The organism is Nostoc punctiforme PCC 73102, from assembly GCF_000020025.1.
Classification (GTDB): domain Bacteria; phylum Cyanobacteriota; class Cyanobacteriia; order Cyanobacteriales; family Nostocaceae; genus Nostoc; species Nostoc punctiforme.
The window spans coordinates 2785703-2798589 of record NC_010628.1 but is presented as its reverse complement, the minus strand read 5'-3'; the positions used below and the strand labels follow the sequence as shown (position 1 = coordinate 2798589).

At 45.1% G+C, this 12887-nt stretch carries 8 protein-coding genes and 2 pseudogenes; 9 read left to right on the top strand and 1 reads right to left on the bottom strand.

Features of this window, described 5'->3' with window-relative positions:
- Positions 1-3 precede the first annotated feature (3 nt).
- From NPUN_RS44780 to NPUN_RS11370, 8 genes and pseudogenes are all read left to right on the top strand, one after another.
- Positions 4-630 (top strand): annotated as a pseudogene (locus NPUN_RS44780) (PAS domain-containing protein); the annotation flags it as partial.
- 12 nt (positions 631-642) lie between these two features.
- On the top strand, positions 643-2181 hold the full coding sequence (locus NPUN_RS11400) for a hybrid sensor histidine kinase/response regulator (protein WP_419788438.1): 1539 nt from the start codon (positions 643-645) through the stop codon (positions 2179-2181).
- Positions 2182-2265: 84 nt separating this feature from the next.
- The gene (locus NPUN_RS11395; protein WP_012408854.1) at positions 2266-3117 is read left to right on the top strand and encodes an STAS domain-containing protein; all 852 of its coding nucleotides are present in this window, start codon (positions 2266-2268) and stop codon (positions 3115-3117) included.
- A gap of 11 nt (positions 3118-3128) precedes the next feature.
- Entirely contained in the window at positions 3129-3542 is a 414-nt protein-coding gene (locus tag NPUN_RS11390) for an STAS domain-containing protein (RefSeq protein WP_012408853.1), read from the top strand.
- A complete protein-coding gene (locus NPUN_RS11385) occupies positions 3481-3927 on the top strand; it encodes an anti-sigma regulatory factor (protein WP_234711085.1) in 447 nt (148 codons plus the stop codon). The genes NPUN_RS11390 and NPUN_RS11385 overlap by 62 nt, the downstream gene beginning before the upstream one ends.
- A gap of 1 nt (position 3928) precedes the next feature.
- On the top strand, positions 3929-4933 hold the full coding sequence (locus NPUN_RS11380) for an ATP-binding SpoIIE family protein phosphatase (RefSeq protein WP_012408851.1): 1005 nt from the start codon (positions 3929-3931) through the stop codon (positions 4931-4933).
- 74 nt (positions 4934-5007) lie between these two features.
- Positions 5008-7230 carry an ATP-binding protein gene (locus NPUN_RS11375; RefSeq protein ID WP_012408850.1) on the top strand — a complete coding sequence of 741 codons (2223 nt, stop codon included), beginning with the start codon at positions 5008-5010 and terminating at the stop codon, positions 7228-7230.
- Positions 7223-9196, top strand: coding sequence for a hybrid sensor histidine kinase/response regulator (locus NPUN_RS11370; RefSeq protein WP_012408849.1), 1974 nt, complete (start codon positions 7223-7225; stop codon positions 9194-9196). The genes NPUN_RS11375 and NPUN_RS11370 overlap by 8 nt, the downstream gene beginning before the upstream one ends.
- A gap of 130 nt (positions 9197-9326) precedes the next feature.
- Here the strand turns inward: NPUN_RS11370 and NPUN_RS11365 are convergent, their stop codons facing one another.
- Positions 9327-11726, bottom strand: coding sequence for a helix-turn-helix domain-containing protein (locus tag NPUN_RS11365; protein WP_012408848.1), 2400 nt, complete (start codon positions 11724-11726; stop codon positions 9327-9329).
- A 178-nt stretch (positions 11727-11904) separates the two neighbouring features.
- On the opposite strand from NPUN_RS11365, the pseudogene NPUN_RS11360 reads away from it, so the two are divergent.
- A pseudogene (locus tag NPUN_RS11360) lies at positions 11905-12580 on the top strand (Uma2 family endonuclease).
- Positions 12581-12887: the final 307 nt, after the last annotated feature.

Genomic DNA, 12887 nt, shown 5'->3' with positions numbered 1-12887 from the left:
CCAAAAGAGATAGTCGGTAAGACTTGGCAAGAACTTGATTTTGCCCCAGAAATGTTTACTACGATGCGTCGGGTAGACACCCAACGAGAAACAGTAATGACAACGGGGCAACCCATCAGAGCAGAGACCGAATATAATACCGTTGATGGAGTGCATTGTTACGAATATATTTTGGCTCCTTTATATAATCCTGAGCAAGCGATCGCAGGTGTAATTGCTGTATCTCGTGATATTGGCGAACGCAAGCGAACGGAGCAAGCATTGCGACAAAGCGAACAACGCCTCCAAATGGCACAAAGAGCAGGAAAAATTGGGACTTGGGAGTGGAATGTAGCTACTGGTGAGGTATTTTGGTCGGAAGGAATCTGGGAGATTTTGGGGTTGGAAATAGGTACAGAAGAACCTGGTGTGAAACCTTGGGTTGATTTTATCCATCCTAACGATCGCCCACGGGTTATGGAAGGAGTAGAAAAAGTATTAGCTGAAGGTAAGGAATATTACGACGAATTCCGCATTGTCCGCAGAGATAATACAGTTATTTGGGTAGCATCGAAAGGGCAAATTATCCGAGATGCAGAGGGACAAGCCGAGTGTTTTTTAGGAGTCAACATTGACATTAGCGAGCGCAAGCAAGCCGAAGAAGTGCGGCAAGAAAGTGAAGAACGCTTTCAGGCATTCATGGCACATAGTCCTGCTGCTGCTTGGATTACAGATGCAGATGGTAAAGTTATTTACCTTAGTCCGACTTATGTAAATACTTTTCAGCTATTTACTCAAGATGCGATCGGCAAAACTGCATTTGAATTGTTTGATCTTGAGATTGCCACCCAATTATTAAACAACATCCAAACAGTGGCTAAAACTAATCAGGTTTTAGAGACAATTGAAATGGCACCTCGTCTGGATGGCACAATAGGCGATTTCCTCGTTTATAAATTCCCCATTGCTCATTTATCTGGGCAATCTTTGGTAGGGGGAGTAGCAATTGATGTGACTTCCCGCAGGCGAGCGGAAGAAGAACGCGAAGAATTACTGCTACGCGAACAAGCTGCACGAGAAGCAGCTGAAACTGCCAACCGCATTAAAGATGAATTTTTGGCGGTGTTGTCTCATGAATTGCGAACGCCGCTAAATCCGATACTTGGCTGGATAAAATTGCTGCGGACTCACCAATTAAGTGAGGAGAAAAAAGCGATCGCTTTAGAAACAATCGAACGCAATGCTAAATTACAAACTCAACTGATCGCTGATTTATTAGATGTCTCCCGCATTCTGCAAGGCAAATTAACGCTGAACATTTCTTCAGTTGATTTAGCTGCAACTATTGCAGCTGCCAATGAAACAGTCGCTTTAGCAGCAGAAGCGAAATCGATTCAAATTCACACTGAGATTGCACCAGATGTCCAGCTTTTTATGGGTGATGCTAGTCGCTTGCAACAAGTAGTGTGGAATTTACTTACTAATGCGGTGAAGTTTACCCCAACTGGCGGCGAGGTAAAAATCAAATTAGAGTCTACCAATACCTACACTCAGATTCAAGTTAGCGATACAGGCAAGGGGATTACACCAGAGTTTTTACCTTACGTGTTTGAAACATTCCGTCAAGCTGATAGTGCCACAACACGCAAGTTTGGCGGCTTGGGATTAGGATTAGCAATTGTCCGACACATTGTAGAAATGCATGGTGGTACAGTTCACGCAGACAGCAAAGGAGAAGACCAAGGAGCAATATTTACAGTTAGATTACCGCTCATCACTACATTTTTACAACCAAATCAAAATAAAAGTTTACCTAAAATCTCGTTGAATTTGCGCGGTGTGCGGGTGCTGACAGTAGAGGATGAGCAAGATACGCGAGAACTACTGGTATTCATGATTGAGCAATATGGTGCAGAAGTGACAGCCGCCGCATCCGGTCGTGAGGCATTAAAGATATTAAAACAATCTCAGCCAGATATTCTCATCTGTGATATTGCTATGCCAGAGATGGACGGATATATGCTCATCCGTCAGGTAAGAAGTTGGCCAAAAGGACAAGGCGGACAGATAAAAGCGATCGCGCTGACAGCTTATGCTGGAGAATCCGATCAAAAACAAGCTCTCGCAGCAGGTTTTCAAAGACACTTATCCAAACCGATTGATCCCGAAGAACTAGTAGAAGCGATCGCTAGTTTAATATGAGCTGCCAACGAACGACTTTCGCGTTGGTCTGAATCAGCATACACTGATTTTGGACTAATCAAAGTGGTTGCCCTTATAAGAACGATGAGCGAAAGTAAGATACCAGAAATCCTGGAAACCTTTGAGGCAGACTTGCTGTCAGAGTGGACTCAGGAGTTAGCCAATGTCAATATTCGGAAAGGCTTGATTAAAGAAGCCGAGCTAAAGGAGGAGTGCCGGGAATTCCTGAGCTTGTTTCGGAGTGCCGTTGGGCAGGGCAAGTTGACCAATATTCAGGCAGGGGCGTGGGAGGATATGCGAGAGATACTAAACAGCATTTCTCGATCGCGATCGCAAAAAGGCTTCACACCGGCGGAAACAGCTACATTCGTCTTTTCGTTCAAGCAACCCCTTTTCAAGCGGATGCGTCAGCAATTGCAAGACCCCATTGAGTTGAGTGAGGAGATATGGCTAGCCACCAACTTACTGGATCAGCTGGGATTGCTGACAATTGAAGTGTATCAAAAGGCGCGGGAAGACGTGATTTTGCGGCAGCAGGAAGAGTTGATGGAGCTATCTACCCCAGTGATTAAACTTTGGGAAGGAATTTTGGCATTACCCATTATCGGCACCCTGGATAGTGCCCGCACGCAAATGATGATGGAGTCGTTGTTGCAGAAAATTGTTGAAACCGGGTCAGAAATTGCCATCATTGACATTACGGGGGTTCCCACCGTGGATACCCTCACCGCTCAACATCTGCTCAAGACCGTTACTGCTGCCCGTCTCATGGGAGCCGATTGTATGATTAGTGGGATTCGTCCTCAAATTGCCCAAACGATCGTTTATCTCGGCATTGATTTGACTGATATCACAACGAAGGCAACCTTAGCTGATGCCTTTCTCATAGCACTAAAACGTTTGGGAGTGAGTATTACCCCCTCTCAACCCAAATGAGGTAGGAACCAATGGAACGTATTCCTATACTCAAAATGGGCAATTTCCTACTTGTGACAATTCAAGTGGATATGTACGATCGCCTCGCCATGACTTTACAGGATGACTTGACCAACCGCATCACTCAAACTCACGCTCACGGTGTCTTGATCGATATTTCTGGATTAGAAATTGTCGATTCCTTCATTGGGAGGATTTTAGGCAACATTGCCAGAATATCACGGGTGTTGGATGCCCAAACAGTTGTCGTTGGGATGCAGCCTGCTGTGGCAATTACCCTGGTGGAATTGGGGCTGTCGCTGACGGGTATTCGCACTGCCCTAAACGTAGAAAAAGGTATGGCACTCTTGCGATCGTCACTCAATGAAACTACAAATCAGGTCATTGCCACTCAATGGCGTGCAGATGACGATGCAGAAGACTGAAACAATCGACATTCAATCTTCTACAGATGTAGTCTTAGTTCGGCAAGCCGTGCGCCTGCTGGCCGTGGAAATTGGCTTTGGCTTAGTAGACCAAACAAAAATTGTCACCGCCGCCAGTGAGTTAGCCCGCAATACCCTAGACTATGGGGGAGGTGGCACAGTAAAACTAGAAACGCTTCAGGAAGGGAGACGACGAGGACTCCGGCTGACCTTTGAAGATCGGGGCCCGGGAATTCCCGATATTGATCTGGCGCTGAAGGATGGGTTCACCACGGGTAGCGGATTGGGTATGGGATTGAGCGGTGCTAAACGACTTGCTAACGAGTTTGAGATTCAGTCTGCGGTGGGAGAAGGAACACGGGTAATAATTGTACGATGGAAATAAAATGAGAGAATCTGTCGCCATTACAATTACTGAATCTAGCCAGACCGGGGAAGCGCGACGGGTAGCGATCGCTTTGGCAACTCAGCTCGGCTTTCAGGAAACGCAACGGGGCAAGCTTGGCATTGTGGTGACAGAGGTTGCGAGTAATCTGATACAGCACGGTAAGGGTGGAGTGTTGTTGCTAAGATTGATCGAACACAATTCAGCTATTGGTATTGAAGTCTTGTCCCTAGATAAAGGACGGGGAATGGTTGATGTGGATGAGTGTTTGCAAGATGGCTTTTCCACCGCCGGAACCTTAGGCAATGGACTGGGCGCAATTTCTCGCCTGTCTGGTTTATTTGAAATTTACTCCATTCGCAACCAGGGGACGGCGCTCCTCGCCCACCTCTGGTCAACCTCCGCACCCCATGAGCCTGAAAAAATCTTAGAAATTGGGGCGATTTGTTTGCCCAAACGAGGTGAGGACATTTCAGGAGATGCCTGGGCATATCAAGTCGATCGTTGCCGCAGCCTGTTGCTAGTAGCCGATGGCTTAGGGCATGGGCCTGCGGCGGCTACTGCTTCCTCAAAAGCCGTCAGAATCTTTCAAGAACACGATCGCTCTCCTGGTGCGATCGTCGAAGCTGCCCACGCCGCCTTGCGAAGTACGCGAGGAGCAGCACTCGGCATTACTGAAATCGACTTTGAACAACAGTCTGTCCGCTTTGCCGGAATTGGCAATATCGCTGCTAGCATCTTCTCCTTTACTGAACGCCACCATCTGATATCTAACAACGGCACGGTGGGACATGAAATTCGCAAAATTCAAGAGTTTAGCTATCCCTGGTATGCCAACGGACTTTTAATTATGCATTCTGACGGATTAGACAGTAAGTGGCAGCTCGATCGCTATCCAGGCTTGAGTCAAAAACATCCCAGCCTGATTGCAGGTGTCTTATACCGAGACTTTAACCGAGACCGAGACGATGTGACAGTGTTAGTGGCTAAAGGAATGAGCAATTAAAGCAGGGGGCAGGAAGCAGGGGGCAGGAGGCAGGGGGCAGAATATTTAAGAATTTTGAATTGGAGTGAAGCGACTTGACAACTATTTTCATCCTCGAAATCCAGAACGAACAAGATGTTGTCCAAGCTCGGCAGCGAACTCGTGAGATTGCCGAGCAATTGGGCTTTGATACTCAAGATCAGGCACGATTGGCAACGGCAGTTTCAGAAATTGCCCGCAATGCCTTTCAGTATGCCAGAGGTGGAACGGTTGAATTTTCTGTGGCAGGAGAACCTCAAGAGTTTCTGATTCGGATTCAGGATCGGGGTGGTGGCATTCCTCATCTGGAAGACGTTTTGGCAGGACGCTACGCTTCTGATACAGGAATGGGGCTAGGCATTGTAGGCAGCCAAAAGCTGATGGATTTCTTTGAGATAGAATCGCTGCCGGGACAGGGAACAACGGTGGTGATGAGTAAAAGGTTATCAAAGCGCACACCTAATTTCACCGATTTGCAATTGCAGCAGATTCGAGAAAGCGTGATGGAGCGATCGCCCCAGAATCCCTATGAAGAGATCCAGCGACAAAACCAGGAATTACTGCGGGCAATGGCAGAGTTACGGAAGCGGGAGGAAGAACTAACCCAGCTGAACCGGGAACTGGAAGATACCAATCGCGGTGTGGTTGCCCTCTATGCAGAATTGGATGAAAAAGCAGACTCTCTGCAAAAGGCCAACGAGCTAAAAACCCGCTTTCTCTCAAACATGAGCCATGAGTTTCGCACACCGCTCAACTCGATTCTGTCGTTATCTCGGATGTTGCTGGCACGAATGGATGGTGATTTGACCGCAGAGCAAGAAAAGCAGGTGACATTCATCCAAAAGGCGGCGAGCGGATTATCAGAACTGGTCAACGACTTGCTGGATTTAGCAAAGGTGGAAGCTGGAAAGATTGAAGTGCGTCCCAGTTCCTTTGAAGTTAGTGATTTGTTTGCCACGCTGCGGGGGATGCTACGCCCATTATTGGTTCAAGGCTCCTCTGTCGCGCTGAATATCGAGGAACCTGAAGGCATTGGGCAGATATATAGCGATGAGGGCAAAGTCGCGCAAATTCTAAGAAACTTTATCTCCAATGCCCTCAAATTTACCGAGCAGGGAGAAGTGCGTGTAACCTCTGTGCAAAGGGGTCATACCGTGATATTTTCCGTATCAGATACGGGCATCGGCATTGCGACCGCCGATCGAGAGCGCATTTTTGAGGATTTTGTCCAAATTGAGTCTTCTCTGCAAAAGCAGGTCAAGGGAACCGGGTTAGGATTGCCGTTATCGCGCAAGCTAACGGAGCTACTGGGCGGCAGCATTTCAGTTACAAGTAAGCTGGGTGAAGGCTCCACCTTTACGGCATCGATTCCGATTATCTACCCATACGCGACCGAATTTCCCACCCTACTGCAACCGATGACCTCCGGTCGGTCGGAGACCATCGCATCACTTGAACCAACTGGCCTGCCCATTCTGGCGGTTGAAGATCATCCCGAAACGCTATTTATTTACGAAAATCATCTTCAGCAGTCAACTTATCAATTGATTGCAACCCGCACCTTAGCTCAGGCAAGGCAAGTATTACAACAAGTTCGACCAGCGGCGATTATGCTAGATATTATGCTAGAAGGGCAAAACGGCTGGACGTTCTTGCGAGAAATCAAAGGAGATGAAACGACCCGCAATATACCTATAGTAGTTATTACCATCATTGATAACGAGAAGCAAGCACTAGCACTAGGAGCCAATGGTTTTTTAATTAAGCCGGTAGACAGATTGCAGTTATTGAACAAACTTAATACGCTAATTAATCAGAACAAGCCTCAAAAAATCTTGTTAATTGACGATGACCCTGCCTATCGGTATTTGGTGAAGCAGTTGTTAATAAATACACAATTGAGTATTTTAGAAGCCATGAACGGATGGGAAGGATTAAATTTAGCACAACGCGAGCAACCGACCGCGATCGTTCTTGACTTGGAGATGCCAGAGTTGAGTGGGTTTGATGTGCTTAAGCAGCTTAAAAGCAATCCTGTCACTCAGTCGATTCCTGTGATCATCTACTCATCGGCACAACTTGATGCAGAAACTCAGAGCCAATTAGCAAAAAAAAGCATCGCCATTCTTTCCAAAGAAACAGGCTCTCAAACAGCAGCGATGTCTGACGACAAGCCGCTAGCCTGCGGCAACGCCAAGGGCGAACGCGTCTACGCCCAGCTTCAAGATGCGCTGATCAAAGCCGGACTTGTTCTAGATTGTGGGCAAAGTCATGTTTGAGCCACAGGTTATCATCCTGCATGTTGACGATAACGAAGCCAATCGTTACATTGTGGCCCGGATTTTGCAAAATGCAGGCTTTACCGTTGTGGAAGCGGCAACCGGAGTAGCAGGATTAAAAGCTGCTACTGAACATCAGCCTACTCTGGTGATTTTGGATGTCAAATTACCAGATATCAGCGGCTTTGAAGTCTGTCGTCAAATTAAGGCAAATCCCGAAACTGCTTTTATTCCGGTGCTACACCTTTCTGCAAGTTTTGTCCAAAGCCAGGATAAAGCAGAAGGCTTAGACAGTGGTGCCGATGCTTATTTGGTACAACCTGTTGAACCCATTGAACTGCTGGCGACGGTGCGATCGCTGCTGCGAATTCGACGAGCGGAGGAAGCGGCTTTATCCTCAGCACGAGAGTGGCAAAGTACCTTTGACTCTATCAAGGACGGTGTGTGTCTCGTAGACACAAAAGGTATAATTCTGCGCTGTAATCTAGCGATAACGCAGATTTTTTGCAAACCCTCCCACGAAATTTTAGGTTGTGCTCACCATAATTTGATGGCCGCAGAATTGGGAATTGGTGATGGCACCTGCTTTCGCCGTGCTAAAGAAACTCACCAACGGCAAGTTCTAGAATTTCAGTCCACAGAACGGTGGTTTGCCAAAACTATCGATCCAGTACTTGATGAGCATGGAACTCTCACAGGTGCCGTTTTCATCCTGTCCGATATCACCGAACGGAAGCGAGCATCAGCCTTGCTGCAAGAGCAGAACGATCGCCTCAATCAGCTGATGATTTCTTTGCAGCAACAAACTGAACAAGCGCAACAAGCCAATCGGATTAAAGATGAGTTTCTGGCAGTGCTATCTCATGAATTGCGATCGCCCCTGAATCCTATTTTGGGATGGGCAAAAATTTTGCAAACGAGTCGGCAGGACGCAGCCAAAACTCAGTATGCACTCGAAACGATCGAGCGTAACGCTAAACTGCAAGCGCAACTGATCGAAGATTTGCTCGATGTGTCGCGTATTCTCCAAGGCAAGTTGAGTTTGAATACAGTTCCAGTCGGTCTAACTTTTACCATCAAAGCTGCTCTGGAAACCGTGCGCCTCGCTGCTGAAGCTAAATCCATTCAAATTCAAACAATATTTGAACCGAACGCTGGGCAAGTGTTGGGTGATTCTGGTCGCCTGCAACAGGTTGTTTGGAATCTACTTTCCAACGCGATTAAATTTACCCCACAGGGTGGCCAAGTAGAGGTGCGGTTAGAAAGGATCGAGAATGAACTAGATACTCATCCTTCGGAATACACTCAAATCTCTGTCAGCGACACTGGTATGGGGATCTCTGCTGACTTTCTGCCCTACGTCTTTGACTACTTCCGTCAAGCCGATGGGACAACGACCCGAAGATTCGGAGGATTGGGATTAGGGTTAGCGATCGTGCGTCATTTGGTTGAATTGCATGGAGGAAGCATTCAGGCAGCAAGCCCTGGAGAAGGTCAAGGAGCAACGTTTACAGTCAAGTTTCCACCGATCGCTGCGGCAAAACTAAATCAAGCTGATACTGCGTTCCATAATTGCTCAGACTTCAATCTGAATGGATTGCAAGCCCTGCTTGTAGATGATGACAGAGATTCACGGGAATTCATCGCCTTCCTGCTAGAACAGTATGGGGCGCAAGTGACTGAAGCTGAATCAGCACATGAAGCTCTAAGCACTTTGGGGCAAGCAAAATTTGATTTGCTAATCAGTGATATTGGTATGCCCGATATGGATGGCTACACACTAATTCGTCAAATTAGAAAGCAGCCGTCTGATCGGGGCGGAGAAATTCCAGCGATCGCTCTTACCGCTTATGCAGGAGAGATCGATCAACAACTGGCACTAGCAGCCGGATTTCAACAGCATATTTCTAAACCAATTGAGCTAGACGTACTAATGCAGACTATTTTGACTATAGTCGGCGTATAGCAACGATTGGTGAAAAATTCCGCCATAGCTCATATTTGATTGCGTGAAAAAACTCTCTACAACTCAAAAAGCCTTTTTTCATATTGCCTATTGCCTTTTCATAATCATAAGTGATTGACCGGACTTGATATTAAAAATGTACAAAGCGAGCAGTATTGGATTGTGAAGTTGAAATTTTTTCAACTTGCTTCGGAGCTTTTATTTCAGTAAATAGCTGAATTCCTTGATTAAAATTAAATTTACTTTCATCAGGCTTTGCCATCTTTTGATAAGTTAAACCTAATTGATAATAAGCTTCAGCTAGATCGCACTTAGCACCTATTTTATCCAACAGTTCGATTGCTTCTCTATGATGAGTCAGGGCTAACTCAAAATCTGCTTGTTCTCGATTGATTTCTGCTAAACCATTGAGTGTTTTTGCTTTCACCTGCATATAGTGGCTTTCTTCAGCAAAGGTTAAAGCTTGATGTAATATTTGATTTGCTTGATAAAACTCTCCTAAATTGACGTAGGTTTGACCCAAAATTTGCATGAAATAGACAAATCGCCCAGTCTGTTCTACCAGTTTTTCGTTCGTAATATTCTGATAAGCTACATCTGCTAATGCAAAGGAGGCATCACGCAAACCTAAATAAGAATAGACCAAAGCTAAACAAACTGATGCTTTCTCTGCCCAGCGATGATGCTCAGTATTTTGGGCTAGATAAATTACTTGTTGAAATAAATTCGTGGCTGCCTCTAGTTCCCACAAATCTATTTTGTAAAGACCAATACTTAATAAAGAATCTACCTCTAGCATCCTCAGATAGTAAACTGGATGTTTATTTTCTGGCTGATGTACAAGTGATTTGAGTGCTTGGGTTGCCAGAGTAATAGCCTTTTCTTGACAGGCGATCGCTTGACTAATTTTACCTGTTATCCAATATAGATCGCCCAGTATATTATAGAGTTCGCTGAGATTTTGGTTATTTTCTAGATTGTTAACAACTCGATCAATTGCTGCAAGTATCGGTTGAATTAAGCCCATCCGATACAAGGTACTACCAAGAGGCAAAAATTGCTGCCATTGATTATTTCGGCTTTTTAAAATTACCTTACCTGCTAACTCAAACTCATGAATTTCTATATAATGATAATATGCTTCCAGAGCTTGCAAAGCATCCTTAAAGGTTTCAATTTGTTTAATACTAGCTGTCCAAAATTCTGCGGCTTTGTGATTGGCAATTTCCCATTCATCGCTGCGGCGTAAACGTGCGATCGCTTCTTTTCGAATCACCGGATGCAGCCAGTATTCGCCTTTATCGCACTCCACCAAAGACCGATTTCTCAAGGAGGCGATAATTTGGCGATGTTGATCGGGTGGCACATCCCAAAGTAAACAAAATAACCCCTGTGATGGGATGGTGGGTATATCTTGGTAACGATAACATCCCAAACGGCAAAGCAGGCGATAAGCTTGAGGGTCGAGGGCTTGCAGACGATTAATTTGACTAACCGCTAAATTTTTTAAGTCCGTTGCTGCTAACGGATCGGCATGATTTTCTTGCCAATAAAGAACCATATCACCGCCGAAATCTTCCTGAATCGAACCGCAGAGAATTCCCATTGCTTTCGCATTACCGCCATAAGTGCGATGCATGATTTGCAAGGTTGGCGAGTCGATGGCTAATCCACGGTTGCTAAAAAACTGTTGCCATGAGCTTCGATCCAAGCCAGGAAGCCGATAGTGATTCACATTCAACCCAGGTTCACAAAGGCGATCGCGACTGGTAATCAAGGTAACAGATTGCACCCTTGCATCAGCCAACACCCGCAATAGTTCTACATAGTTGCGGTGAGAGGCAATCAACCCACCTTGTCGATCCAATGCAGGTTCTAGATTGTCAATTAACACCCCAATCCGCCGATTGTGGAGTTCGCGCTTGAGTCGTCCCAATGTAACCCCAAATTCTACCCCAGGTTCTCGATCAAAGTCTTGTTTCAGCCATTCCTCTACTACGCGTTCGGGGGGGGTGATATTCTGCGTTTCCTTCGCCATCAGTAGTTCTAAAACCAAGTCAAATCCCTGAGTTTGCAGATATTGCTGCGCTAGAGTGGTTTTGCCTAAACCTCCCTCACCTTGGATGACAATGACTTTCGATCCCTGATTTACCAAAGTATTGAGGTGAGCGATCGCTTCTGTTCGTCCAATAAAATTGGTATCCTCTAATTTTGGGGTGGGGTGTGGCGATCGCGAGTAATCAATCAGACTTGATGATATTGCAGTAGTTTTTCTCAACACTCGCTCCAAAGTAGCGCGACAATTACTTTTGGTTATCTTTTCTCGCAAGACTTTAGAAAGCAGCTTCCATAACTGAGAACCAGCATCCTTGGCGTGTCCTTCCGTACAACCGTAAGAATGAGCGATATCCAAATATTTTCTACCCAACCAAACTTGCACAAGAATCACTTTTTGCAAATCGCTCAACCGTTCCCCAGTCTGAGGGGGAATTATGGCATCTAACCATGCTAATGCTGCTTCAGCGTCCATTGTGTAACGACAAGGATAGTTCAGATTTTAGGGACAACTATAAATTACTCTACAGTTATGTTGCTGGAGTTTTCGGATAAGATTCTGTAAACCCGACTTTTTTCCCGACTTTTCCGAATAAAGCCTTCTGGTCTAATAAAATAAAGGTCATTAGGTCATCTCAGCACCATCATTACTTATGGTGAAATTAGACCCCCGCCAATTGCCTAGTAGTGCTGAACTTCCTTGTTCAGACGATACCCTGTGGATAACGAAGACCAGAACTTTATTCCCAACCTGCTTCTCTTTTTGTTGCAATATATTTGGGCAAACCGTAATGACTGGTTTTTCAGCGTGGATATGGGCGTTTACCATACCACAGGGGTTAGTCCACTTGTGCCGATTGTCCCAGACGGATTTTTGAGCTTAGGTGTAGAACGCCGCAAGGAAGGTAAATCTCGTAAAAGTTATGTTGTTTGGGAAGAAAACAACATTGTACCTATCTTGGCTTTAAAAATTGTCTCCTTAACTCCGGGTGGAGAATACGACAAAAAATTAGAAACTTATGCCAAGTTAGGTGTACTGTACTACATTATTTATAATCCAGAGTATTGGCAAAGAGACCGTCATCAACCTTTTGAAGTTTATCGCTTAGTAGATGGTAGCTATCAATTGCAAATTGGTGAACTCTTTTGGATGCCAGAAATTGGTTTGGGAATTGGGCGATCCAATACGTATCTGGTAATATCCAGCGTCAGGTTTTGTATTGGTATGACCAACAAGGAAAGCGCTATCAAACTCCAGAAGAACAGCTTGAATTAGCGCAAAAACAACTTGAGCGTTATCGTCAACAATTTGGGGAACTGCCAGAATAAGGTAAGCATTAATCTTTTCAAAAATTCCTCATTTGCTCCCTGAAATCTGTTATCGCTTAGAAGTGTAATTTCATACTTCAATTCATTAACATCGGTAATCTATTATTAGACCTTAAAATTGAACCTCAATCTTCACCATTTATTAACATAAAGTTAACTATTAAAAATGGCATTGCCGCATGAATTATCTTTGCTAGATAGAGGTTGGAAACGATTAAGAAGTCAAAACCCAATTTTTGACTAGTTTTCAATCGATGAAAGCCCTAATTTTAATGCTTTTGCTGCATAAACCAATCCATTATAAATT

Excerpts from the sequence above, each read along its gene's own strand:
- NPUN_RS11395 (WP_012408854.1), top strand. The coding sequence starts at position 2,266 with ATGAGCGAAAGTAAGATACCAGAAATCCTGGAAACCTTTGAGGCAGAC.
- NPUN_RS11390 (WP_012408853.1), top strand. The coding sequence starts at position 3,129 with ATGGAACGTATTCCTATACTCAAAATGGGCAATTTCCTACTTGTGACA.
- NPUN_RS11385 (WP_234711085.1), top strand. The coding sequence starts at position 3,481 with ATGAAACTACAAATCAGGTCATTGCCACTCAATGGCGTGCAGATGACG.
- NPUN_RS11380 (WP_012408851.1), top strand. The coding sequence starts at position 3,929 with ATGAGAGAATCTGTCGCCATTACAATTACTGAATCTAGCCAGACCGGG.
- NPUN_RS11370 (WP_012408849.1), top strand. The coding sequence starts at position 7,223 with ATGTTTGAGCCACAGGTTATCATCCTGCATGTTGACGATAACGAAGCC.
- NPUN_RS11365 (WP_012408848.1), bottom strand. The coding sequence starts at position 11,726 with ATGGACGCTGAAGCAGCATTAGCATGGTTAGATGCCATAATTCCCCCT.